Raw genomic sequence first — 25,476 nt, forward strand, 5'->3', positions numbered from 1 at the left:
CACTATCCCCCTAACGTCAAATTATTATTGAAAAAAATGAATGAAGTCGCTTTTATAAACGATTCCTAAACTAATAGCACTTTCATAAAAAAAGTAAATAAAGTAAAAAACAATTATTAAGTAATATAATAATTTTTGCATTCGTGTATGAAATAAATGAATTATCCATGAGATTAACAACGGGTTATATAATAGAAAATAAAAAGAAACTCGAGCAAATATCCAATTTTGTGTTGAAATAAGCATAAATACGAAGGCTAGTAATGACATGTTGACAACATAATCGCTTTGCGGGAAAATTTCTCGCAGCTTATTCCTTCCTAGATAGGCAAATAGGATAGGAACACCACTAACAGCAACACGAATTATATTGGTACCTCCCACTTCCGCATTCACATATCCACCATACTGATTATTCTCTAAAACAGAGAACATTACGGATGAAAATTGATTAAACCCAAGGACTACAAAAATACTAAGTATCAGTAATGCACCAGTCGACCATGTCCAAGCTTTTCTTCTAGCAACAAAATACAGTGGGATTAGAATATAAGCACTTTGATGTATTTGTCCTGCTACAAGGATAACTAGAAAGTACTTTTTCCAATCGCCGTTAAACAAATATTTCGTTGCAGCAAATGCAATTGCTGCTGCCATTAATTGTCTAATCCCATTCATGGAGGCTATATACATACCACTTGTAATGTAAACATATAAACTCAATTCAAATAATCTTGCGTACTTATATAAGGTGAAGATAATCAAGACATTTGTTACAGCAGCTACTACTAAAATTAATAATTGTGGGTTATGAGATATCTTCTGCAAAAGCAATTGAAAGATGTTAAAACCAACATCCTTCATATCTTTAATACTTTCCCAGCTAAAATCATTTTGAGCATAAGAAAACATATAAAAATATGTATCTCCAATATTCTTGCGAAGCCCTGAAACTAAAACCATTGTAACCATCACAATCAAAGCTAACAAAAAGTTCGGTCTTGAAACAGTTAACCCCGAAGACCTATTAACAACTAATCTTGCAAACAAAGAGAAGAAATAGACAATAACAAGATTAATATAGAAAATGGCCAATCTACCAATCCCTTTCACTCACATTACTATTCATTTTTTAATTATTCTTAAGTACAGTCTTTTTATTCGTATTCAAAATATAAAAATAGAGTAATATACCAAAAGGCATTGCTACTAACGTAGTCCATTTATAGGAAGACTCCATTAGAAATTTATAATTATTGATCATTAAATTACTTGAAACGTAATGAATAGCCTCACGTAATCTGTCCTTATAGGTTGGAGCAAACTTCATGGCTACTTTTCTAAAATGCAAAAAACCCTTTGGATTTCTCTTATATTGGTTGATTATGTTCATACTGGACCCATCAGCTAGATACTCAACATGACATAATATTTCATTCATAATTAGTAATGGACACTCTTGATCGATTAGAAGGTATTTATAACTTAATGGGCAATATTTTTCCCCTGCGAAGATCGGATATGGTGGACATTTTCGTGTTAATTCAGACCGATATACAAGTTTTTTATCACCTGTGATCTTGTGTCTCGCATATAATTCTGATATTTTAGATGCTTTAATATGATCTGGTAACTTTGTGCCAATAATATTTCCATTAGGTGTAGCATCTAAACCCACAATACCAGCATATTTCTCATTACCATATTTCTCCCAATAACCAACAATAAGCTCTATGGCATTATCGGCCATATAATCATCTGAATCAATGCATACATTGAGTTCAGTATTAATAAGTTCATAGGCCGTGTTATGAGCTCCATGCATTCCTTGATTATTTTGGAAATGATATTGAATCTTAACAACTCCCTCTAATATCCATTGTTGGACTAGGTCAGCAGTCTCATCTGTTGAACCATCATCAACAATTAGCCAAACAAAATTCTTGGAAGTTTGCCTTTTTAAACTTTCATAGCATAAATGAAGAGTATACGCACGATTGAACGTTGGTGTGAAAACTGTTACTACCGGAATCATTACATTACCTCCATACATTTAAGCTTGATTTGTGTATATTCCATTACTTATATAAAAATTTGCTAGCCATTTAGACATTTCATTAGTGTCAAATCCATTTGTACGCATTAGTCTAGATGTATCTTCATGCTCGTAAGAAGAAGCAAGTACTTGAGACGCCCACTCCACAGGGGATTGCTTTAGACTAATGAATTGAATACGTCCCGTTGCATCTGTTTCTCGTGTGATCGCATCCGAAACAAGACACATTAGACCAGCTGCCTGCGCTTCAATAAGTACAACTGGCAATCCTTCAAATCGCGATGGGAAAACAAATATATCCATCCCCTGCAAAAGAGACTCAATATCTTCTCTAACTCCTAGGAATCTTACATGAGGACTTAAACCTAACCTTGCAACTTTCTTTTCTATTGCTGGTTTTAAATATCCATCCCCAACTAACACAAGCATAGATTCAGGACATTTATCATGAACAGATTTGAATATGTCAATTAAGAAATCGTGATTTTTCTGCTTGTTAAATCTCCCCACATGTCCCAAGACCAATTTATCGCCCGCTTGCAATTCTTGTCTAATCTGATTTCTAATACCTTTATCAAGCTTAAAACTGTCTACATCAACAGCGTTGTTAAGAACTGTCATGTCATTGGAATCTGATACTTCCTTTCCGAACAACCACTGACCTGCATTTCTGGAACATGCAAAAAACTTGTTTGGATTATTCTTCATTACGAATCTTGCATACATACGAAAAGGCAGTTTTAAATCCATCCCTAAATCACTTAAGTGACTATGTGCAATCCTGCACGGAACATTCGCACGTTTCGCTGCTCTCAGTACAAAACTGCTATTTTCATTGATGTGTGAATGTACAACGCTGTATTCCGAATGGTGAGCAAAAAACTCATCCAGCATTTTAAAATATAGTCTGTAGTTCCCCGGGCGAATTTGTGGCATCGTGTATATCTTCCCACCAAGCTTTAAAATTTCATCATCATAATGCCCTCTTTCTTCTCGATGTACCATAAAATCGAATTGTATTTTGCTTCGATCTATTTGTCGGTAATAATTCATTAACATTGTTTCAAGTCCGCCGCGGTTCATGATTGTAACTACCTGAAGTACACGAGTAGGTTCCAAAGTTATCACTTTCCTATCTAATCATTTTTCGAAGTCTATTAATGGTTACAAGCATGATGTATAATCCGACCGCTTGCCTAAATTTGGCGCAAAAATAAAACGTTCTCCAAACAAATGAACAATAAACTGTTTCAAATTGTTTAAAGGAACGTTTCATACGATTGTCATTTAAAATTGTACTTAATCTACTTATCTTCAAAAATGAGGATTCTGAGTTACTTATCGTATTTAAGCCAAGTCCCAACATATTAAGACAAATACGATTATTTAAAGCTTCATAGAATTCAGGCGGCAGTTCCTTTTCCTTTATGAAACTTTCCATAAAGCTATAAAGCTTAAACCACTTGTCATGTAATTCGGGTTTGTAACCGGATGTTACCGAGGTCGTATTTACCCGCCAGTAATGATAATATGGCTTATTCAGTAGAACAAATACTGTAGCATAATAACAGGTATGGATATTAAACAGAGAGTCTTCATTGGTACCCACAACACTAAGATCGATAAATTTAAGGTTATTTCCCTTAACAAGTTCAGTTCGATACAATTTGGACCACACAGTTCCCCAAGCGTCCAAATACTCAGGATTTGCCATTTCTTCTTTAACTGGTCCTACTAACCGCCTTAGGATATTTGAACGTATTTCTTGGTTCCGAAAGCAAACCTTATCTGGCAGATTAAACTTTTTTTCCTTTGAGTGAGTTCCAAACTCTCGCATATACGTGCACATTACAATATCAGCTTTTTCTTCTACTGCGGAATGATACAATGCTTCATACATATCATGATCGATCCAATCGTCTGGATCAACAAAACCAATATATTCTCCTTTTACCAATTGGATTCCATCATTGCGAGCTGCAGATACTCCGCCATTTTTCTTATGGATCACGATAATACGAGTATCTTTACTAGCATATTGGTCAAGGATCTCTCCGCTTGCATCAGTTGACCCATCGTTAACAGCTATGACTTCAATATCTTGTAATGTTTGGGACAATATACTGTCCAGACATCTACTTAAGTACGCTTCAACATTATATATAGGCACTACTATACTTACCTTTGGTCCCATCCTTATCCCCCAAAAAGTAATTTGTATATATCCCCGTGAGTTCATTTCCAACTTGAGCAATTGCGTATCTTTTCACCCGATGTACACTCGCAATCCCAAATTCTTTCCGCAATTTCTCAGCCTGATAGAGTTGGGTCAGCCTTATTGCAAACTGATCACTCTTTAGCTCTGTAATGATATAACCGTTTACCCTATCTTTAACAAGCTCAGCATGTCCCCTATTTACACTTGCTACAATCGGCAAACCGCATGCCATAGCCTCCATAATATTGACGGGTAAACCCTCACGAAGACTTGACGCAACTGCTACATCACATTGTGGTAATATCGTGGAGATGTCATTTCGATATCCAAGAAAATCCACCATGTTTTCAACACCAAGACGAATCGCGAGATTACGGCAGCTTTGCAGTAATGGACCGCTTCCAGCTAATAGCAGCTTCGCATGGGGTATCTTATCCTTAAGTAAGGCTATTGCATGAATAAGCAGCTGCTGATTTTTGTTTTCATTAAATTCAGCTGCATAGAACAAAAGAAAATCATCTGATGCATATCCGGAGCTTTTTCTCAGTTCTTGTTTGTGCAAGTCAGAAATCGGTTGAAACTGCTCTGTATTAACCCCAATGCCATGAACATGCTCGATTCTTTTGGCGTTAAACCGACGCTTTACTGCCAAGGCATAATCTTCCTCATTTATCGTTACGAGACAATCCGTAAAGTTTGAAAAAAACTTCTCAATCGGGTAATACACCAACCAATTACTAAGAGGAGCACCTTTGCAAAAATGGAACCCATGCGCTGTGTATATGACCTTTGTTCCACGTTTCCGTGCCCCTCTCGCCGCTAATCGTGTAAGCATTCCACCCATTGGGGTATGACAATGAATGATGTCATACTTGTTTTGAGTGATGATGGATTTGAGTTGGGAATATGCCTTCACATTTTTCAGATGAAATGGTGACCTCTGTATCGGAATGTCAAACTTTTTATCAACATAGGGAAGCTCAATATTCCCACTAGCAGCAACATGAACCTCGAAGCCCTGCTCCTTAAACCATTTCAAGTAAGGCAGATGAAAGGACCTAAAGTGATGATCAACCGTTGCACAAAACAATACTTTTCTAGACATCGTGGCATCACCTATTTGATTAATTCTTTCTCCATGAGCTCGGAAAGATACTTCAACAGACCGTATCTTAAATCTTTACGCTGCAATGCATATTCGATCGTCGTTTGAATAAAGCCCATTTTCTCCCCGACATCATAGCGGGTCCCTTCAAATTCGTAAGCATACACGGATTCAATCCGATTGAGTTGTGCGATCGCATCGGTTAACTGGATCTCGCCTCCAGCCCCTGGTTGCTGATTATTGAGGATCTCGAAAATTGTAGGTGTTAGAATATAACGCCCCATGATCGCTAAATTGGAAGGTGCTAACTCTTTGAGGGGTTTTTCAACAAGATGATTGACGCTATGTAGGCGGTTCTCCAACTCAAAGCCATCCACTATCCCATATCGGGATACCTCTTCATCAGGTACGTGCTTTACGCCGATAATGGATGCATCCTGATATTCATATTGTTCCATCAATTGCTGCAAGCAAGGCTTATCCGCTCGAACAATGTCATCCCCAAGCAATACGGCGAATGGCTCATTGCCAATAAACTTACGTGCGCACCAGATTGCATGCCCTAAGCCCTTAGGCTCCTTCTGGCGAATATAATGAATATCTACATTAGAAGACTTTTTTACCTCCGATAGCAGCTCGAACTTCTGCTTTTCCAATAAATTTCGCTCAAGCTCGAAGGAGTTATCAAAATGATCCTCAATTGCTCTTTTACCTTTACCCGTCACAATGATGATATCTTCAATGCCCGATTCAACGGCTTCCTCAACAATATATTGAATGGTCGGTTTATCAACAATGGGCAGCATTTCCTTCGGCATTGCTTTCGTTGCAGGTAAGAATCTTGTCCCCAGACCTGCAGCTGGAATAATTGCTTTTCTAACTTTCATACGTGATTGCTCCTTTTCAGCCTACAGAGGATAGTTTTTTGGATAAAAGAATGACATTACTATTACCGATATTAAGCAAATGTTCTCTTAAGCTTTCCTTATCTAACGTGTTGTACATGGAAATGACCTCTTTGATTTCATCCATGAATAAATCCGCCGTTTTCCCGATATAAATCTTCGGATACACTTGCTGTTCCTCAATTTCTTCAGCTTTCAAAAGTTCTTCATAAAGCTTCTCTCCTGGCCTCATTCCGGTAAATTCAATACCGATATCTTCCACAGAGTTACCTGAAAGCTTGATTAGATTTCTGGCCAGATCAACAATTTTCACAGGCTCACCCATATCGAGGACAAAAATTTCTCCACCCTTGGCTAATGCGCCAGCTTGCATAACGAGCCTAGAGGCTTCTGGGATCGTCATAAAGTAGCGAATCATATCCGGATGGGTGACCGATACGGGACCACCCTTTTCAATTTGATGCTTGAACCTTGGAATGACACTGCCTCTGCTACCCAAAACATTGCCAAATCGAACCGCTACGAACTTCGTATTACTGCTCTTATCCATGTCTTGAATAATCATTTCAGCCATACGCTTCGTGGCTCCCATGACGCTAGTTGGATTTACAGCTTTATCCGTCGAGATCATGACGAAGGTATTCACGTCATACTTGCTTGCCGCAATCGCAACGTTCATTGTTCCAATCACGTTGTTCTTAACCGCTTCTTCGGGATTGCGTTCCATCAGCGGTACATGCTTATGAGCTGCCGCATGGTACACGACATCAGGGCGATGTCGATTCATAACAGCCATCATTTTGCGTGAGTCCTGAATATCAGCAATTTCTGTAATGAATTCCGTTTGGGCGTACTCACATATGTCCTTCAATTCCATTTCGATGGAATAAATACTGTTCTCTCCGTGCCCTAGTAAGATGAGCTTACTGGGCTGGAATTTAGAAACCTGACGGCAGATTTCAGAGCCAATAGAGCCTCCTGCACCGGTTACCAATACCACTTTGTGGGTAACAAACTCAGAAATACTTGCGATATCGAGCTCGATCGGCTCCCTACCCAATAGATCCTCAACATGAACGTCCATGAATTGATTGACCGAAAGCTTACCTGTTACAAGATCCTCTAACATTGGCAGGGTTTGTGTTTTGGCTGTCGTTTTGGCGCATTCTTGGAAAATCGCATTCAACTCTTTCCGTCCTAAGGAAGGAATTGCAATAATAATGCTATCAATGCCAAGTTCAGAGACTGTCTTCTCAATTCGACTTATCCCCCCAACAACCGGAATCCCCATAATATCTAGATTGTGGATACGTACGTTATCATCAATAAATGCAACTGGCAGAAGCTCTGTATCGCTATTTTTTATTAGCTGTCTTGCTACCATGGTACCGGCTGACCCAGCGCCAATGATCAATGTCCGCTTCTTGTTGTCCGTCTTCTTTATCAAAGTGCCGCGTAGTAATCTCCAACAGAAGCGAGAGCCGCCGATTAACAAAATATGCAGCATCCATGTAACAGCGAGTAACCGAAAGTAAATATCTTGAACAACAATTTGTTGAACACACGCAGCAGCAATAATCGAGTACGAAACGGCTTTAAAAACAATGATTAACTCGCCTACACTCGCGTATTCCCATGCTTTTTTATAAAGTTTATACCTCAGTGAAAATACATGATGACTTACTAATAATGCGATTGCACTTACAACTAACGGCAATGTGATAACTCGAAGATCTGCGCTCAAAAGAAATCGACTAAAGAAAATAGAGGTTAATACAATAAAGGAGTCCGCTATAATTAAAAGTGACAACCGTTGGCTATAAGACAAATAAATCCACCCTTTCTTTAAAGTTCTTAAGTATAGGGCCTTTGGAAAAAGACCTTATAATTAAACCCTTTAATCAATAGGGCATCTAACCCCACCTCGCACCACACTCTTGACGACTCGCGTCTAAGGTCCTATAAACCCACAGCATGATCGAGTGCCTCCGTTGATAACGGTAAGGAGACATGACCGGGAGAGATACACGACCATCGAGGTTCTTTATAAAGAACGACAAAGAGCGACTCTGCTCATTAATTAATTTAGAGAACGTTTTCTCGATAAATATTCTTTATAAAGAACATTTAGATTAAAAAAAATAGACGAAAAAATGGTTCACTTAAATTACTTTAATTGTAGTTCTTTATAAAGAACGTGTCAACCTAATTTTTACTAGTAAAAGCTGGAATGAATGTTATATTCATTCCAGCCTTAGATTTCCTAGTGACTTTTCAAAAAATCCCGATCCAACACAGCTCGGTTCCCATCGTACTAATAGTTGAAATTTCTTAGTTAGTTCATCAGGACCCAATCAGCGGTCGTTGTTGTACCGAAGGATTTATATAGCTTTTTGTTTGTTATATCGTAATATTCTTGGCCCAATTTTTGCGGAACTACGGAAGGAACACCATTTCCGCTTAATGGTCTTGCAAGTATGCCAATATCTTGCTGCGTGTAAACAATATCTGACTGTTTAATATTAAATGAAACATTAGTGAATACATTGTCTGAGAACTGATGTATCAGGGCGGGATTCGGAGTATATACAGGTACTTTAACATCGCAAGATATTTGAGACTTAATTATAGAAACAGCACCTCCAAACATACCGAAACCGAGTTTGTTATTTAGTTGCTTCTCGATTTTAGTTCCCTCTATTTTAACACTACTAATAGGTATACTTTTAGCATTGTAACCTGAGAAGATGGACTGACCTGAATTTGAGGTAATATCACAGTTCTTGAGTTCTAGAGAAGTAGGAACTGTGCTAGTTATGATGTTTATAAAAGCAGAGTTCTCAGGGTTAATCGGATAGTTGTTTAAAAGAGAGTAAGTTCCATGGCTGACTTTACAGCTATCAAGCTTTAGAGAAGCCCCTCTAATATTAAACCCTGAATCAGTTATTGTACTATCCTTTATTACCACATTGTTGTCTACCTGTATTTTTATGTTTTTAAAGGTACAATCGTACAACGTGCAGTTCTCAAATGTTATGGAGTTCTTAGCTTTACTTTGGTTGCTTTTTATAAAGGAACAGCCGTAGATATTAGATACGGTTTTAAGATTGATTACCTCAGCAAAGCCAATATCTTTATCAATCTTAAATAGATTGTCCCTAAAATTATTCACTTCGCATTGTAAGGACACCATGCCCTGTATAGTGTTGTTTGATATATTTTTTATTGTAGCATTGCCCACAACAATAAAATCACCTTCTATAGCATTCCCTTCTATATCCCAATATCGAATATAGTCTTGATAAGAATTCCAAGGAGTGTCATAAGGATAGGTATTGAATCCGGCAGAAGGACCTTCAAAATAGTTATCTTTCACGGTGGCGTAGATCATTCTGTATAAGACCACACCACAATTCTTAAACCAGTTGTCTCTTATGACATAGTTGTAGCCCCTTGCAGCTATTCCTAGTCTCCCATTCTCAAACTTATTTCCAATAATGTGTATATTAAAACCTTGGGAGTCTTCCATATTTATATGATATCTCGTTGACCAAGGACTCCCATTCGTATTAGCGGCACCGGGTAGATTATTTTCATAATCATAAGCTTCTCCATTGTTATAGAAGTGATTATTAATGATAAACATGTCATTTACACCAGGGCTCATTCCGCCTCTATGATTATGATGAATATAGTTATTCTGAAAAGTAAGATAAGAACCGTAGTACCCAGTTTTAAGCTGCATTTGCCATCCGTTAGGATCAACAGATGTTTCTTCCACTACTAACCTGATAAATTTTGTGAGTTTAGTCGTAGTAAAATCTTTTAGAGCAAATTGATTTGCCTTAAAGACAAAGGTCTTATTAGCATCATACATGTAGACTGTATATCTTCTGCTTACGAGTGCTGTCAAACCCTGAGTATAACCATACCCCTGTAAGAAGTGTGGTGTGTTGGGACTAACTGAAATATAATCCGATACACAATGAGCATTGGAGGCTATGAATGCTCCATTCGTATCTAATTCCCCTAGTACCCATTTCATATCGTAGCCAACTTTTATGAATGTATTGTTTTTACCAGAACTAACAGCCACACCATCACCCATAAAGAGTGACACATCATGGCCTTCTATGTTAATGTATTTACAATTTCCTCCTGCTAATATACCGTAAGTGTTATCTATTCCTCTTTCGTTCGGTAAAGTAAAGTCGCGGTCTATTTTATCGCCTATTATTTTTCCATTCTTAACTTCAGTAAAGTTGCAATCCCTAACCACCATCATTGTGCCAGGAAAGGCATATGTTGGAGCAGTATTAGTTATCCAGCTATTGCCTGACTTCATCTTGTCGTAAGGCGAACGCTTCACAGAATCAAACATAACCTTAAAGGTAGAGCCATTAAGATCTACAGAAAAGTTGTCAAAGTTAATGACAATTTTATTTTCATAGTCTTTGTCAGATATATTACTATAGCATACCGAATAGCTGCCAAAAGGAACTGTGACCTTATTATAACCCGACGCTTTGGCCCAAGCGAATGCATTATTAAATCCCATCATGTTCTTGTATGCAATTGAATAATCTGCATCAGCATAGCAATTCACGCTAACTGAATTAATTACTTCTAACCGTTTGATAGGTAGACCTTGAGTTATCCCCCAGCGACCAAGCTCAATCATGTACGCCATCTATGAAACACCTCCTATTAAAGGATATTCAATAGATGAAGATAATGTTACAGAATCACCTTTTTTTGATTAATTAGCTTATATTTCGGACTTTTTATTCTGAAATTATTTGAAAGTGAAAGGCTAACTTCATTATATTTTTTCTTCTCAAAATAATAATGCAAACAAAAAAGAGACCGCTAAACTCAGTCTCTGTATTTTTGCATTTCCTAATTAAATTATACTTTCAATGAATATTTTTGCTTTACTGCTTCTGAACTTTCAGAACTAACACTGATCTTTTTAAAGCGAGTAGTCAAAATTCCACCTAATTTAATCGATGGTTTTTCAATTAGATAATATGTTATTCCTGCAAAAATATAAGAAAATACAAATGCAATTACAGCAATCAACCAAATAGGCATTTTCTCATAAAAAATGTTAAATAAAGTTAACAATAAAGGGATGTGAAAAAGGTATAAACTATATGAAGTCTGTCCAATAAAATGAATTGGCTTTAAAAGTAATATTTTTTTCAAAATATTAGAATTGAGACTAAAGATAATGAATATACAACTACCAATGGCTACAACCCAATCGTTAATAAGTGTTACATGCAGATAAGCACTATTAGGGAAAAACCAGTATGTGTACGTATATGCCATAACACCCACAATCATAATGGTATACTTTAAACTATTTGTTAATTTAAGGTATAGATCGTGGATAAATTGTCTGTGTTTGGCTAGTAATGCACCTACTGTGAAAAACCCGATATAATGTATAGAATAGATGAATGGAATATTGTAATTGATAGTCTTAATGCACAAATAATAAATAACAGTACACGCCAGTGAAAGTGCAATATTTTTCTTCCAGCCAAGTCTAATCACAAAGAACATTAGGAGAGGAAATATAAGTGATATCCTCATTTCATGAACGAGCGACCATACCACAGGATTTATTTCTGTACTATTATAATCCCCTAAAAACAAAAAATGGCCAATCAATGATTCACTTGAGAGAGAAGATATCCTATTACCATTAAACCAATTACCAAGTTCTGGAATGGAAGTGTGCGCAAGAGTAGTCATGAGAAGAATCGAAAGTATAATTGACGCAATATATGGAATATAAATCCTACATATCCTTTTTACTAAGTAATCTCTGTATCTTGTCTTTTTATTATTATGGAAAGGTAATGAAAGGACAAAACCACTTAAAAGGAAGAATAGAATCACTGCTTCATGTCCAGCCCAAAAAATATGCAGAGGAGTATTCTTTATTTTGTCGATTAGATAGAAACTCGGAAAAATTAAGTGCGATAACAGAACGGATGAAGCAGCTAATCCCCTCAAAGAATCTAATTGATCATATCGTCTATTCACAAAACGCCTCCAGTATTTGGTTAATCGTTTATACCGAAACCTTAATCTTTGCTTTAGGTGGTTCTTCTTTAGTAATTTTATCTTTATTATCAACATAGTAAGCAAAGGAATTACGCATTTTCTTTCGAAGTGGTTCTTCATAATATTTATAAATAATGGAGCTTGAAATAATTGAAATCATGAATCCTACCATACCATGGGTATAAGGAACATGAAGTGCAGAAAGATATCTGATTACAAGTCCGTGTATCATATAAAACGAGAAGCTTATTTCACCAAAATAGACCAAAGTTTTATTTGATAGCAGCTTCGAAATAGCACCACTTTGGCTGGCAAAAGCATAAATTAATAATATACAAAATGGTTGATAGTACAGACTAAACCGTAAAGATTGATTAATATGAGGAGAATACACGATTGCTCCAATCAACAGTAAAATAGATAGACATTCTAAGAATGTGAATGTTGCAAACCTCATCTTTCCAAGTACTTTATTAGGATTCTTCTGAATAATTAAAAAAATTAAGCCTAAACAGATCCCTATAAGAAAATCAACTATTCTCACAAATGGAAACACATAAGTTAACCAGTCATCAAGTTTCGCCTGATAAGATCCAAAAAAAACTATACACGTCCCCCATATTACTATCATAAGTAGAGACAAATTCAATATCTTAGATGTAATTTTATTTCTTAATAATGCTAATATTAGGACAGGGAATAGCATATAAAAGAATAGTTCAACCGATATACTCCAAGAAACACCATTAAATGAGAAATAATATTCTTTTATTGGAATGTAACTTTGCAGTAACAGTAGATTTGATATGCCAATTATTAAATACTTAAAATTTACGCCGCTGTGCAGAATAAAAGGTATAGCTAAAATAAACGTTAATATATGGACCGGAAAGATTTTCGCTATTCTTGCAACATAAAAATTAGTAAGATTTCTTTGATTTAAAGAATTAAATTTCGTGTGATAACTATAAGTTAAAATGAATCCTGATAGCATGAAAAAAAAAGATACGCCAATATAACCTGTTTGATAATTCTTAAGTATATTGATATGCCATAGGAAAACCAATATAGCCGCGAAGAAACGAAGAGACGTTAATGGAAGCAGCATTAGTCATACCTCACTTACAAATTATTTTCAACCCAATTCTCTTTTTGTTTCTTTTTGCTTCAATCGCAATGATACAAATCGTAACTTCGTTTTTTCGAGTAGAATATAGCCCAAGCTTTCGAAGTATTTATAATCTTCATTCTTCTTAAATATAATAAAGTAGAAAAGGTTAATCACGACGATTTGGATCATGCCGTTACCTAATAAGGCATACACATTATTTATCTCCTTGAGATAAATTGTCAATATATGGGTTATAGTAAGCGGTATGCATCCTATTATTAGATATTTAATGTATACTTTAAAATATTCGACTAATTTCTTTTTAAAGATATATTTATACACCATTTTAGGTTTAAGCCAGAAAACAACAGTCAAGTTACTTAGTAAAGTTCCCAAAAGAACACCTGGAAGACCTATCCATTTAATGAATACAATAGATGCCACTAAATTAATTGCTGCTTCTAATAATGGGGCATACCTATCTTGATAATAGATCCCACCACCTTCTTTAAACCGTTCAACGGACCCTCGCATCAAAAAAAAGTAGAAGTTAATAAGAAGTAGAATTATTGTGAGATTATCTAAGCTTTGTCCTTCTCCCAACCATAACCTTACGAACTGTTCAATTGTATTAAACAACGAAATCGCAACAAATGATACTATCCAAAAACTTAGAAAAAATAATCTTCTATGGACTTTATACGCAACCTCGTTATTATCATCTACCAATAAATTCCCAACGCTGGCAGACACCCCCGAAAGAGAACTAGATATTAATCCTTGCGCAGCACCTAATATCATACTGTAGCTATTAAATATTCCCACTACTGTCAGACTAACGAAGGAAGAGATAATTAAATTATCTGTACCTAATATAAGGACGCCACCTATCTTATGCAAAAAAAGCGCTTTGACATTTTTAATTAATGATTTCCGTTCCTCATCCTCTATAGCACCGGATGTCTGTTTGAGCCACGGATATTTCTTGTCTATGTATACATTCATAAATACATAATAAATCAGATTAATAAGGATCTGAATGATTAAATAGATATATAAATTCGGAAAAATACTTAACAATGAATATTGTAAAATTGAGATTAATAGTTTACTTACGGTAGTTGCTATTGATATTTTATAACCTTCTTGGGCAACGTTTAGAATGCATAATTTATAAGAAAAAAAGTAAGTAACCAGCGTATTGATCAGAAACAACAGGAAATATAATTGGGCATCCATTAAGTTTACTTGGCCCTTAATAAAAAGATCTAGGAAAGGAGTCATTAGTAACCCTAACCCTAGAACCACAAACCCTACCATTCTATAGAACTTGGAGTAAAAATTTAGATATCCTTTCACCTTTTCTTTATCTACTTCAGCAAAAGGCTTATACAATGAATAAATAATAGCACTGCCTATTCCCAGTTCTACAATGGACAGCAAACCTATGATGTTTGTGTATAGCGAAGTTAAACCCAGTAATTCATTTCCTAACGAATCCAAAAAGGCCTTTCTGACTATAAAGGCAGGTAATAATCCCAATATGAAAGTCAGTAAATTAACAATAACATTAATGCTCGCCTTCTTTACTCTCATTGTAGGTTCACCATCTTTAGTTCGACTCAATCAGAGCGTACACTTTATGTATCTCCTCTTCAGTCCCTACTTTCTCATTCATTAGATTCAAACAAATTTGTTGTCTAAGCTTGCTATCTTCTATCATTTTTTTAATTCCTTTATAGATATCATTTGAATTCATATCAACAATTATTCCATTTTCTTCATCTGTAATTTGACTATTTACTGTGCTAAACTTAGTAACAACGATAGGTTTACATAGCACCTTTGCCTCATTAACAGCTATAGGTTTCCCTTCAAACCTTGACGGCTGTACATAGATATCAGTATTTTTAATATATGGATATGGATTAGCATCTACTCCCAGCAAAATAAATGTATCTTCCAAGTTCTTTTCCTTAATTCGTTGTTCAATATTCAGTTTTAAGGGACCTTCTCCAAGAGCGTACCATTTGAAGTTTACCCCTTCACTCTTTAGTAGATAACATGCATCTATAGCCAAATCATATCCTTTGGCATCCACAAACCGCCCAATTGTCAATATTCTTATACCGTCATTACTGTCTTCAAACCCACTATTTCTAATTGACATCTCATTTATTAATTTTGGGGAAACAATATCATAAATAACTTCAAATTTTTCTGATATATTCTCAAAGTTTTCTGACAAAACATCTTTACATGCTTCTGAAACAGTTACAATTTTATCTATTTTATTAAAATACTTAAAATCAAAATCCTTGTTATATCTAGCTGACTTATAATCTGTATTAAACCAAGAAATTTTCTTATTTGCATTTACCTTTTCTGCAACAAAATAAGTAGGCATACCTTGACTATAGGCAATTGCTACTTCATAATTCTGATCAAGTTTATTTATACTGTTTGACATCCATTTCCAATTAATTTGAGCACCATGCATTTTATTATTTACATACGGATTTCTATGATCTAGAGCTAAACCAATTCTTGTGTATAAAGTCTTTAAATCTCCATTTTTCACAACTTCCATAACCCTGTTTCGTTTCCTTTGGATTGCATTAGGAACATCTAGCACCCGAACTTCTTTAGGTATCAAAGGAAAATATAGACCATTTGGCAAGAACATTAACAAGTCTACCTCATAACTCTCATAGTCAAATAAGGTTAGTAAGGATATTAAACTTTTTTCGGCCCCTCCACTATGCAAAGAGTCAATCACAAACAGTATTTTCTTTTTCATAGTAACCCCATTCACCCTATTTCTTAATAGATAGCACACCTTGTAAATAGTTCTTGGAAAAACTAATCTTTTCGTTTAATATATTTTTACTCTCTTTATACTTAATAGATCTTAACAACCGTATTAAATCATAGTTTTCATCAACTAATCTGTCGTTAAGCTTCAAGTCTTCCAACAAATCCCTCATTCTTGTATTTATAGCTTCGGTTCTATTTACAATAGCAAATTGCCTTTCGTAAAGTACTGAAAATACAGCCGCATGGAAAGAATTCGATATAACAAATTGTGCATTTTTAACCAGAGATACAAAGGTCTCCGGCCCATCTAATGTAAAATACTTATCCGCATATTTAAGTTTACCTGAATGTATGGTATATATTTTGTATCCTTTTTCTTTAGCTATCTCCATGGCTATTTTTTTTATTAGATGACTACTGTCGAAATCATATATTAAGATATAGTCTTCTTTAAACCCTCTTGTACCAATAGGATCCCAATCTTCTTTATCTAGTAAAAATACTGGATCAACAACATGAACGGCTTCATGAATATTCATACTATGTAGGATTTCGACACCACTTTTTTCTCTTATACCAACAGCATCTAATCTCTCCACTCGCTCTTTCACCACAGGTTTGTATGCTTCAGATATTGTATCGGTTGCAAAGCTTGCAGCGTAAGATGCTTTTATTTTTTCATCAGGTACGAAGTCCAAATAAAACGAAGGGTCTTTTCCATTCTTATGGAGACAATTCCAAATTTGATCACTGCCGCATAGATATGCATCTGCATGAGGTGTATTTTTCTTTAGATCCTCGTTTGACTTATATCTTGATTTCGTTATTTTCAAGAATTTAGTCGTAAAATTATCAAATGCTATTTTTTTATTACGCTCGCGTATTCTAACTGGAATTTTCAGTGTTAAATATAGGGCCTTTGTTAACATGTTCTTTTCCCACTTAGGATTATTAATACTCCATAGATTGTAATGGTTACTTAAGTAATCTGGTTTGTAATCTATGATTTCAACATCATGGCCACAGTTCGATAGATACTTCATCAATCCATAAGCCTGCAATGAAGCACCATGATTATAGACATCATGACAGGTTATTGTGCATATCTTCATTATCTCATCTCCTTAAAGTTCAACCTATTAAACTATATAATTTATTCATCTCAATTTTATTACCGTAATCCCTTGTCCTTGAATTGCTTGCTACCGAATTTAATAATTCCACGTCTTTACATAACTTTTCTATTCCATCAACAATCCCTTTAACAGACAACTCGCATATATATCCGTCAACACCGTTCTCTAGCTGGCTTTTTGCCGTGGGGTAATTTGTTATGATCACTGGCTTTCCAAGAATTTGGGCTTCTCTAACTGTTACAGCTTTACCTTCGTATCTTGAAGGCTGACAGTATATGTCACATCTTTTCATATAAGGATATGGATTTATTTTCTTACCCAGCAATATAAATTTTTCACTAATATTATTTTCTATTATTAATTGTTTAATGTAATTTTCATCCGCGCCGTAGCCCACAATATACCATTTAATGTCATAGCCTAATTCTACAAGTTTTTTACATGCTATTACTGCCATATCAAATCCTTTTGCATCACAAAATCTACCTACAGAGCAAATTTTTATAGAACCATCATCTGGCATCTCATCTTCGATCTCCTCGTCCGATTGATCCCTTACAAACTTAGATGATATGATATTCTCCATTGTGATCGTTTTATGTCCAAGATTTGGAAACACCTTCAGGAATGATTCCTCACTATCCTGCGAAACATTCACTATATAATCTAATCTGCTCCACATTTCTTCATCTAAATATTTATCTGGGTTCACTGCTCTAAAATAATCGGTGTGGTTCCAGCCTAATTTAGTCTTTGCCTTTACTTTATCAAGTATAAAATTATGCGGACCAAGAAAACTTACAGCAACATCATATTTTTTTTCAATGTTTGGTAACCCTAGCATTGAATAATTCCAAGTATATTGCATTTGTTTATACGTTCCTTGGTCATTTTGAAGTCCTCTGTTTTTTATCTTAGCTTTTAATTTAGCCAGAATTCTCGCACATCCTAAATAGATATGACCCTCTTTTACAATATCCTTTATAGGTCTTTCAAATGTCGTATACTGTTTTATAGCTGGTAATAAGTTGACTTCGTTAGGAATAAAACTTAAAAACTCTCCTTCATGCCTGTATAGAAACAAATCAACCTCATATACGCTGTAATCAAAGCTCTCTAATAATCCAATTAGACTTCTTTCTGCTCCACCAATGTGCATGGAGTACATGCTTACAAGTATTTTTTTCTTCTCCATAAACATCCCCCACGTCTATCGAACTTTATTTAAATATGATCCTGCAAATACCATTCGCCATTCGAAATGGGAAATGATTATATAAACCAGCAACCATCTTTTCTACTATTCTTCGTTTATCTGCATCTAAACCTACACCCTTCCAAGGGCTCATCTCTACATACTTCTGATATTGTGACGCCAATGGATGCTTACATCCTTTTACCCAGGGCCTATTAACAAATGCTGGCGTGAAATGAATAAACACTGGTGTATCTATAGATTCCTTCAATTCAGCTTCACTGTAGTAGTCGTTTAGTCCGTAGTACTGCATAATCTCAGTTCTTCGCATCGTAAAAAATATGGTCATTGCATTATACTTCGGATGAAGTACTTTGAATTTATGATGTAAAACTGCATTTATAGTTCCTTGATCATGATGAAAGACTTGGCCGTTATTCGCAGCAATAAACTCAACAAATTTACGCTCGATCTCTTCTTCTCTCCACATTTTCAAGTTAATCAATAACATACCTGCATTTATATATGAACTCTGAACATCCATATTAATTTTCAATTTTGTATTTTCACTCACGGTATCACATACACCGGCAACATAATGTTCACTTAGGTCTGTTCTCCAGAGTTCTTGTAATGAACTGTTTATGATGGAATCGCAATCTAAGTATAGAATCTTATCAATACTGCTCTCGATCACACTAGGAAGAAATAATCTAGCATATGAATTCAGTGAAATCTGATTTCCAATATTTAACTTCAATTTCTTCGAAATTTCGTTAAATCCAAGGAATTTAATCGTTCGTTTGTATTTCTTACAAACCTGTTCTAATTTATTTTTGTTCTCCGCGGATATCTTATTTTCTATTAAATAAATATGAATGTGATCGAAATCCTTATTATTCTCAAACAAAGACAACATGGATACACCTACATGCTGCGCGTAATTATTATCAGATGAATAAACAACATTGAGAGTCATATTTCGGTTCCTCCAACTATTTAGTCAGTAATGCTCTTAATTTAGCGATATTGTTACCACCAATGATTCTGGCTAGTGTTAATTTAATATTACTTTTCAACCTTGTCCTAGCAGGTAACCAACTCTTATAAAAGTGATGCATCGCGTATGTCTTCTCCGATATGAATCTTCTGCAGTTAATATAATCATAAGGGGAGAAATAAGTCTGGGGATAGAATACAGCTTCCTCTTCAAGGACTTGATACTCCCCATTTAGTTTGACTCCCTTGAGCTTCAGAATTTCAGTTATCATAGCGACATTGGTCAGATCATTGTAAGTACCGTCATCGTTAATAAACTCCGTATTCTTGTAAGCATCTAGAAATGTCTGGATCAGCTTATTACTTGGCTTGGATCCAATCGTGCTAGTTGCGATGAAGTTCTCCTGTTCAAATCCCCAAAAAGAATCATGATGGAGCAGATCATCAAAGGATTTATACACTTCCACATCTGTATCCAAGTAGATGCCTCCGTAATTGCAAAGTGCATACACTCTAACGAAGTCACTTACAAAAGCAAATTTCTTTGCCTTATACGCTTCACTTATATAGGAATTCATGTGAATATCGAAGTTATCCTCATTCCATTCAACAAATTCATAATCACTCAGATGAGTATGCCAACTCTTCATACAGGTTTTAACAATTTCTGGTTTGTCACCTCTACCGAACCAACAGTAGTGTATTTTTTTAGGAATTCCTTTTGTTTGTTCCATTCAATTTTCTCCCCGTTTTGAAATTAAAGCACTTAACTATAAGATCTTCCTTGAAAATCTCATAATTAAAGTCTTTATAACTAAGCAGCACCACCGAGTTGTTCTTCATAAAGAACGACTCGGCATGGTTATTCGACATATTCCCCCTAAACAGACTTCCAGCAATTTCGCTTTCCATCACGGGTATATTCTTATAATAGTTCTTTATAGAGAACATGTCAACACAATTATTCGTTACGTAATCCCATTGGAGAACAACTCGCGCTACTGACTCCATCTAAGAAAGATCGCTTTACACGCACTTGTGATTCGTTGTTTATATAAGTTTACTAATTGCAAGATGTACATACGCCGCTTCTCATTACTCTTTAATTGCGATTCAATTTCAAACTGATTGGGCACAAGCCATTGTCCGACTTCATGTAAACTATGCCAAGGATGATCGTAGCTTAGAAACTGATAATCAATAAAATCAATGTATTGATGGCCTTTTCTAGAAATCTTCTTTCGAGGAAATGCCTTAACCCTCTCTAACATCGGATATTCATTATAGACGATAGATAGCGTGCGCAGCATCCGCTTGTAAGTTTGATGTGTCTTGGCATTTCTAAGTAGATCTTCATAATTGAAGCGATGTCCTACAACATAGATCATTTGAATGATGTCCAAGTAATGCTTGGGAGAATCTAAATTGTGCCTCCATCCATGAAGACACATTAAGTAGAATGTATGATAGTCAGATAACATTTTGACATATTGATAATTTCCAACCTTTAGTGCCCCATCCCAAAACTCTGCCACGTTGAAATTAGATGTACTTTCTTTTAGAATATCCCAGTGAATCTCCACTTTAACTTTGATCGAAGTATCTGGTGCGATTTTGCTATAGCTGATGTGAAAATGTCCTGGAACTTCCTCTTCTTCGATTTCGAAGCCCATCGATTTAACAACAGCGATTGCCTTGTCGATATCTTTCTTTCTAATTAAGATATCAATATCTGTGGTGCCTCTAGCACCTAGATGTCCAAAATATTTTTCTGCAAAGTAAACACCTTTAATGGGCATGACCTCAACACACATGTTTTCAAACTGTCCCAATAATAATTCGTTCTGGCTCTTAAGAAACATATTAAATAAGAACACGGGTTTATAGTTCATATTCAATTTCTTTTGAATAACCACTGGCACCTGTGACCATTTATGTTGATCATGAAGTAAATGATAAACCTGTGGGGTTAGTGAATGCTCAATAATATGATCTGCTAAATGATCATCAAATGTCATTTCCATGGATGGCTCATAAAGTGCACGTATAAGCGGCTTAATCAAAAGAAATCTTCCTTTCCAACTCGTAGACTCCACGTTTATTTCACCAATTCGTTGCAATTTCTGTTGCTTTTCGCTTCTTCTGAATAACTTCGTGAAAGCCACCAACCTGAATGATGTTTCCCTGCTCAACTTCAATAACTTGATCTGCATTTCGTATGGTTGATAGTCGATGTGCAATGACAATGATTGTCATTTCCCCTTTTAACGACTGAATCACTTGTTGAATGTTCTCTTCATTTTCCGTATCTAATGCGCTTGTTGCTTCATCGAGCACGAGAATGGATGGCTTTTTCAAGATAGCCCTTGCTATAACCAGTCTCTGACGCTCCCCACCTGATAACTTAATACCCCGATCTCCTATTAGCGTATGAAGTCCTTGAGGTAACTTCTTTACAAACTCCGCAGCTGCAGCAAATCGGAGAGCTGTCCACAGTTCTTCCTCACTAGCATCTGGCTTCATCAGTAATAAGTTTTCTTTCACGGTGGAATTGAAAAGAAACGGATCTTGAGGCACATAACTAATCGCATGTCGTAATGAAAGTAAATTTTCACTCGTTAGTGGCGTACCATCAATAAGGACTTGCCCTTTCTCAGGTAGATTCAATCCCATTAACAGATCAATCAAAGTACTCTTTCCTGCACCGGAACGCCCAATTATAGCCGTCATTTGGTTGGAAGGAATGGTAATATTAATATTCTGGAGTGTAAATTGAGATTGATTGGTGTTATATCGGAAGAACACATTGCGACATTCGATCTCCCTTTCAATGCGAATTGGTTCGATGCTGCGCTGATCTCCATCTGTTATTTCATTTTGTTTCAAACATTCGTTTTTTAATTGAATTAATTGAACAAAAGATGGAATAATTCCACCGAGTTGCTCCAAATTGGATTGCAATCCACTGAACCTCGGCCAAAGTCTTGAAAAAATAACCATAATCAACATCAACTGTGTCGGTTGTGCTTGAAACATCTTAATCGAATATAAGACAAACGATGTCATTAGACATGCAGAAACCACTTTAAAAATAAATTGGGAAGTTGTGTTTAACTTGATCATTTCAACGATATTATGTTCCAATTTCTTTCCTATAGTATGGATCCATGAGATATGTGAATCCTCTAAGGAATTACTTTTAATCTCCTTAATCCCATTAAAGTGGTCCGTTACACCGGCTAAATAAGCTTTACTTAGCTGCGTTGTTTGTTCGCCTATTGAGCTAGATTTCCTAATGAACTTGCGAGAAAAAGCAATTAAGGTTACTCCGAAAAAAATAACAGTGACTGTCATTGCAGGGGATAACCAGAAAGCCATTCCAATTTGAATGAAAGTAAAAACAAGTGATGAAATAAGTTGAAGAAACATCTGCGTGCCAGCACTTACACGAGATATTTCTGTTATTAATGAATTAATATGATCGGTCTTTCTAGTCTTCAAGAAGAATCCCCAATTAGCTTGAAGAATTGCTTTATAAGTTTCTTCTCTGAGATGCCGTGTGTATCTTTGTTGAATCTTCGCATTAAGAATGGTTTGATTGCGTTGGAAGTAGCCTTGCCCTATGATCAATCCTAAGTAGCATACTAGAATGATAAGTAAACTTGCATTTTCAGGCATACTTTGAAACATTTTCTGTATCCATGACACCGCGGCAACCTCACTGGAGTTCACCGCAAGCACACCAGTCAGATTAATCAAAGGGATTAGTAGGAAGATCCCCACACTTTCCAGCAAACTAATTAACACCATGCCAATCAAGTTAAAGTAAAGTATTTTTCCCGAAAATGTATGTATTCCTTTTGCAAAGTATAAGACATGTCTCACTTAACTTCCTCCTAAGGTTAGGCAGCTTCTTGGATAATCCCAAGCGCTATTTATAACGATTGCCCTCCTTTGTTGCTGTTCAATTGTTTAGCAAATTTACTAACAACAGTAAATCTATTCATGACTTCGTGACCAGTAATATAATAAGGCCCACTGCGAAGCCACGCATGGGCGATCAACTTTCCACTCTCATCCTTTGCTGTTCCCAGATACATCGTACTCTCTATTCGACGTCGTTCTAACATTTTCATAGCAGCCATCGCTTTCACAAGACACATACTCTCCCAGAAGGTGTGTTTACTCATCCGATCAATCGCTTGCGAGATAAGTCTTAATACAGTTTGATCAGTTTCAATTGATGTATAGGATGTTTCGATCATTTGCGTTCCTAAGCTGGGAGCAATCTTAGCAAATGGCCTACTCTTCATGAGCCTAGCCCAGCCCAGCATAATAAAGGCTTCAAGATATATCCATTGCGTTCGTCTATCGTAGGAGAGAAATATCTTCAGATTATTCACGGACCTCAATCAGCCCTTCGTTGTGTAACATTTCTAGAAAAGTTACTACTTGCTCCTGACAGTCCTTATAGTCAACTGAATACTCCGCCATAATCGCATCAATCAAGCCATTAACCGTGCTCGGTGACGCAATTCCTTCCCATATAACACCTCCAACCTCGCCTAAATTGTAATATTTCCCTTTCTGAATGTTGAGCATGACTGTTTCTCCTGCCATATCACTTACAACATTCCCTATTCCCTGTACAACGGTTGATTCCAAAGTAATATTATGAGTATGTAACATGTGCTTTCCCTCCATGAATTGAATTTAGAATGATAGAAACAAGCTCTTGTGCAGTAAATGTCGTTGTTGGTCTCTGTAGTTGATACATATCTACCTTATTTAATATTTGGCTGGAATTAGTGAAGTGCCACTCTACTAACCCTAAGCAAGGAATTAAAAAATTTCGATACGTATGCAAGAAGAGCGTTTGTAATCGACCTAGACTTTCAATAGACTGGATCTTAACTGTATCCCCTTCACCTTTCACTAATTCAAATATGCCTGTTAATGGTAAAGACTGTGAAGTGAACTGAGAGGCAACAGGAATCGCAAACTTCGTTTCCCTTTGATAAATAGAACGATAGCCACTCGACTCCATGCCAAATTGTGTTAAACTCTCGATCCATAACTTTTGTTGCGGATACGAGGGCGTGACAATGGGTGTATTGTCTTCTGTTAAAGTCACAGCTATGACATCATCCGTTAGCAACTGATATCCTTGTCTTAGAAATGCCGCTGCCAATGTTGACTTTCCTGCCCCTGAGTCCCCGATTATGGCATATGCTTTCCCATCAATAGCAATTGCGCTTCCGTGTAGAGGAAATATCTTTCTTTGCATTAAGATGATCCCCATACACGTACCTAGAATAAGAAGTCGCACCTCATCTTCATCAGCGTCTTGAATGGGTTGTACGACGATTTTATTTCCACTTTGCACACAGAATGTAGCGATTTGAGGGATTTTAAACATGACCTTATTTTCATGAACGATAAAGTCCTTCTGTACTGCTGAGTGCTCACTCCAGAGCTTTGACAGATCTTCAAATACGATTTCAATGTCAACTTGGGTTTCATAATTATGCACCTGATACAATTCTGGCATCTGAATATCACTACTAATGGATAATCCAAACGCTTTATAAACAAGTTTTTTTTCAATTTCCAACATTATTTGTTCTCACTCCATTTGTCTATAGTTAGATAAAGCCCTTATACTTAGTAGCTGTATAAGGGCCTTTTTCTATGTAGTCGTTATTCGTTCTTAGCTAAACGTTAGACTGCCACGCGGAGTGCCTACTGGAAAATCGTTATCCAAGTCATTACCATCGCTTCCAAGCATAGTCATACTCACTTCTAATACTTCTAGTTCAGGTTTTTTCCATTCTTTTTTCATAGTATCACCTCCCT

Annotated in this window: 22 protein-coding genes; all 22 read right to left on the reverse strand. The window is 36.0% G+C overall.

Going from position 1 to position 25,476, the window contains the following annotated elements; genetic code table 11:
- Nucleotides 1-24 precede the first annotated feature (24 nt).
- The 22 genes from ACSQ8P_RS29480 to ACSQ8P_RS29585 all read right to left on the reverse strand — a co-directional run bounded on the left by ACSQ8P_RS29480 (nt 25) and on the right by ACSQ8P_RS29585 (nt 25,462).
- Nucleotides 25-1,095, reverse strand: a complete 1,071-nt coding sequence (locus ACSQ8P_RS29480) for an EpsG family protein (RefSeq protein ID WP_436239632.1) — start codon at nt 1,093-1,095, stop codon at nt 25-27.
- A 37-nt stretch (nt 1,096-1,132) separates the two neighbouring features.
- On the reverse strand, nt 1,133-2,035 hold the full coding sequence (locus ACSQ8P_RS29485; RefSeq protein ID WP_436238441.1) for a glycosyltransferase family 2 protein: 903 nt from the start codon (nt 2,033-2,035) through the stop codon (nt 1,133-1,135).
- Between the two features lie 18 nt (nt 2,036-2,053).
- On the reverse strand, nt 2,054-3,139 hold the full coding sequence (locus ACSQ8P_RS29490; RefSeq protein WP_436238442.1) for a glycosyltransferase family 1 protein: 1,086 nt from the start codon (nt 3,137-3,139) through the stop codon (nt 2,054-2,056).
- A 49-nt stretch (nt 3,140-3,188) separates the two neighbouring features.
- Complete coding sequence (locus ACSQ8P_RS29495) at nt 3,189-4,250, reverse strand: glycosyltransferase (protein WP_436238443.1); 1,062 nt, start codon at nt 4,248-4,250, stop codon at nt 3,189-3,191.
- Complete coding sequence (locus ACSQ8P_RS29500; protein ID WP_436238444.1) at nt 4,213-5,379, reverse strand: glycosyltransferase family 4 protein; 1,167 nt, start codon at nt 5,377-5,379, stop codon at nt 4,213-4,215. Before ACSQ8P_RS29500 ends, ACSQ8P_RS29495 begins: the two co-directional genes overlap by 38 nt.
- Before the next feature lie 11 nt (nt 5,380-5,390).
- Nucleotides 5,391-6,266: a UTP--glucose-1-phosphate uridylyltransferase GalU gene (gene galU / locus ACSQ8P_RS29505; RefSeq protein WP_436238445.1), complete on the reverse strand. Its 876-nt coding sequence runs from the start codon at nt 6,264-6,266 to the stop codon at nt 5,391-5,393.
- 16 nt (nt 6,267-6,282) lie between these two features.
- Nucleotides 6,283-8,112 carry a polysaccharide biosynthesis protein gene (locus tag ACSQ8P_RS29510; RefSeq protein ID WP_436238446.1) on the reverse strand — a complete coding sequence of 610 codons (1,830 nt, stop codon included), beginning with the start codon at nt 8,110-8,112 and terminating at the stop codon, nt 6,283-6,285.
- A gap of 507 nt (nt 8,113-8,619) precedes the next feature.
- The gene (locus ACSQ8P_RS29515; RefSeq protein WP_436238447.1) at nt 8,620-10,974 is read right to left on the reverse strand and encodes a hypothetical protein; all 2,355 of its coding nucleotides are present in this window, start codon (nt 10,972-10,974) and stop codon (nt 8,620-8,622) included.
- 218 nt (nt 10,975-11,192) lie between these two features.
- On the reverse strand, nt 11,193-12,341 hold the full coding sequence (locus tag ACSQ8P_RS29520) for an acyltransferase family protein (protein WP_436238448.1): 1,149 nt from the start codon (nt 12,339-12,341) through the stop codon (nt 11,193-11,195).
- Nucleotides 12,342-12,369: 28 nt separating this feature from the next.
- Nucleotides 12,370-13,470: an acyltransferase family protein gene (locus ACSQ8P_RS29525; RefSeq protein ID WP_436238449.1), complete on the reverse strand. Its 1,101-nt coding sequence runs from the start codon at nt 13,468-13,470 to the stop codon at nt 12,370-12,372.
- Nucleotides 13,471-13,497: 27 nt separating this feature from the next.
- Nucleotides 13,498-15,099 carry a lipopolysaccharide biosynthesis protein gene (locus ACSQ8P_RS29530; RefSeq protein WP_436238450.1) on the reverse strand — a complete coding sequence of 534 codons (1,602 nt, stop codon included), beginning with the start codon at nt 15,097-15,099 and terminating at the stop codon, nt 13,498-13,500.
- Nucleotides 15,086-16,273 carry a glycosyltransferase gene (locus ACSQ8P_RS29535; RefSeq protein ID WP_436238451.1) on the reverse strand — a complete coding sequence of 396 codons (1,188 nt, stop codon included), beginning with the start codon at nt 16,271-16,273 and terminating at the stop codon, nt 15,086-15,088. Before ACSQ8P_RS29535 ends, ACSQ8P_RS29530 begins: the two co-directional genes overlap by 14 nt.
- 16 nt (nt 16,274-16,289) lie before the next feature.
- Nucleotides 16,290-17,402, reverse strand: coding sequence for a polysaccharide pyruvyl transferase family protein (locus ACSQ8P_RS29540; protein ID WP_436238452.1), 1,113 nt, complete (start codon nt 17,400-17,402; stop codon nt 16,290-16,292).
- Nucleotides 17,403-17,421: 19 nt separating this feature from the next.
- On the reverse strand, nt 17,422-18,621 hold the full coding sequence (locus ACSQ8P_RS29545) for a glycosyltransferase (RefSeq protein WP_436238453.1): 1,200 nt from the start codon (nt 18,619-18,621) through the stop codon (nt 17,422-17,424).
- Between the two features lie 25 nt (nt 18,622-18,646).
- The gene (locus ACSQ8P_RS29550) at nt 18,647-19,600 is read right to left on the reverse strand and encodes a glycosyltransferase family 8 protein (protein WP_436238454.1); all 954 of its coding nucleotides are present in this window, start codon (nt 19,598-19,600) and stop codon (nt 18,647-18,649) included.
- A gap of 16 nt (nt 19,601-19,616) precedes the next feature.
- Entirely contained in the window at nt 19,617-20,354 is a 738-nt protein-coding gene (locus ACSQ8P_RS29555) for a glycosyltransferase family 32 protein (RefSeq protein ID WP_436238455.1), read from the reverse strand.
- Nucleotides 20,355-20,618: 264 nt separating this feature from the next.
- A complete protein-coding gene (locus ACSQ8P_RS29560; RefSeq protein ID WP_436238456.1) occupies nt 20,619-21,683 on the reverse strand; it encodes a nucleotidyltransferase family protein in 1,065 nt (354 codons plus the stop codon).
- Nucleotides 21,684-21,723: 40 nt separating this feature from the next.
- A complete protein-coding gene (locus tag ACSQ8P_RS29565; protein ID WP_436238457.1) occupies nt 21,724-23,505 on the reverse strand; it encodes an ABC transporter ATP-binding protein in 1,782 nt (593 codons plus the stop codon).
- Nucleotides 23,506-23,555: 50 nt separating this feature from the next.
- A complete protein-coding gene (locus ACSQ8P_RS29570; protein WP_436238458.1) occupies nt 23,556-24,023 on the reverse strand; it encodes a lasso peptide biosynthesis B2 protein in 468 nt (155 codons plus the stop codon).
- Nucleotides 24,016-24,309 (reverse strand): lasso peptide biosynthesis PqqD family chaperone, encoded by a 294-nt coding sequence (locus ACSQ8P_RS29575; RefSeq protein WP_436238459.1) that lies wholly within the window; start codon nt 24,307-24,309, stop codon nt 24,016-24,018. The genes ACSQ8P_RS29570 and ACSQ8P_RS29575 overlap by 8 nt, the downstream gene beginning before the upstream one ends.
- Complete coding sequence (locus ACSQ8P_RS29580; RefSeq protein ID WP_436238460.1) at nt 24,293-25,237, reverse strand: HPr kinase/phosphorylase; 945 nt, start codon at nt 25,235-25,237, stop codon at nt 24,293-24,295. The genes ACSQ8P_RS29575 and ACSQ8P_RS29580 overlap by 17 nt, the downstream gene beginning before the upstream one ends.
- 93 nt (nt 25,238-25,330) lie before the next feature.
- The gene (locus ACSQ8P_RS29585; RefSeq protein WP_436238461.1) at nt 25,331-25,462 is read right to left on the reverse strand and encodes a paeninodin family lasso peptide; all 132 of its coding nucleotides are present in this window, start codon (nt 25,460-25,462) and stop codon (nt 25,331-25,333) included.
- Nucleotides 25,463-25,476 lie beyond the last annotated feature (14 nt).

It is taken from the genome of Paenibacillus sp. LjRoot153, from assembly GCF_964253085.1.
Classification (GTDB): domain Bacteria; phylum Bacillota; class Bacilli; order Paenibacillales; family NBRC-103111; genus Paenibacillus_E.

Bases quoted from the DNA above. Each gene is read 5' to 3' on its own strand.
- ACSQ8P_RS29485 (WP_436238441.1), bottom strand. From the start codon at position 2,035: ATGATTCCGGTAGTAACAGTTTTCACACCAACGTTCAATCGTGCGTAT.
- ACSQ8P_RS29490 (WP_436238442.1), bottom strand. From the start codon at position 3,139: ATGAACCGCGGCGGACTTGAAACAATGTTAATGAATTATTACCGACAA.
- ACSQ8P_RS29495 (WP_436238443.1), bottom strand. From the start codon at position 4,250: ATGGGACCAAAGGTAAGTATAGTAGTGCCTATATATAATGTTGAAGCG.
- ACSQ8P_RS29500 (WP_436238444.1), bottom strand. From the start codon at position 5,379: ATGTCTAGAAAAGTATTGTTTTGTGCAACGGTTGATCATCACTTTAGG.
- galU (WP_436238445.1), bottom strand. From the start codon at position 6,266: ATGAAAGTTAGAAAAGCAATTATTCCAGCTGCAGGTCTGGGGACAAGA.
- ACSQ8P_RS29515 (WP_436238447.1), bottom strand. From the start codon at position 10,974: ATGGCGTACATGATTGAGCTTGGTCGCTGGGGGATAACTCAAGGTCTA.
- ACSQ8P_RS29525 (WP_436238449.1), bottom strand. From the start codon at position 13,470: ATGCTGCTTCCATTAACGTCTCTTCGTTTCTTCGCGGCTATATTGGTT.
- ACSQ8P_RS29535 (WP_436238451.1), bottom strand. From the start codon at position 16,273: ATGAAAAAGAAAATACTGTTTGTGATTGACTCTTTGCATAGTGGAGGG.
- ACSQ8P_RS29540 (WP_436238452.1), bottom strand. From the start codon at position 17,402: ATGAAGATATGCACAATAACCTGTCATGATGTCTATAATCATGGTGCT.
- ACSQ8P_RS29545 (WP_436238453.1), bottom strand. From the start codon at position 18,621: ATGGAGAAGAAAAAAATACTTGTAAGCATGTACTCCATGCACATTGGT.
- ACSQ8P_RS29550 (WP_436238454.1), bottom strand. From the start codon at position 19,600: ATGACTCTCAATGTTGTTTATTCATCTGATAATAATTACGCGCAGCAT.
- ACSQ8P_RS29555 (WP_436238455.1), bottom strand. From the start codon at position 20,354: ATGGAACAAACAAAAGGAATTCCTAAAAAAATACACTACTGTTGGTTC.
- ACSQ8P_RS29575 (WP_436238459.1), bottom strand. From the start codon at position 24,309: ATGTTACATACTCATAATATTACTTTGGAATCAACCGTTGTACAGGGA.
- ACSQ8P_RS29580 (WP_436238460.1), bottom strand. From the start codon at position 25,237: ATGTTGGAAATTGAAAAAAAACTTGTTTATAAAGCGTTTGGATTATCC.
- ACSQ8P_RS29585 (WP_436238461.1), bottom strand. From the start codon at position 25,462: ATGAAAAAAGAATGGAAAAAACCTGAACTAGAAGTATTAGAAGTGAGT.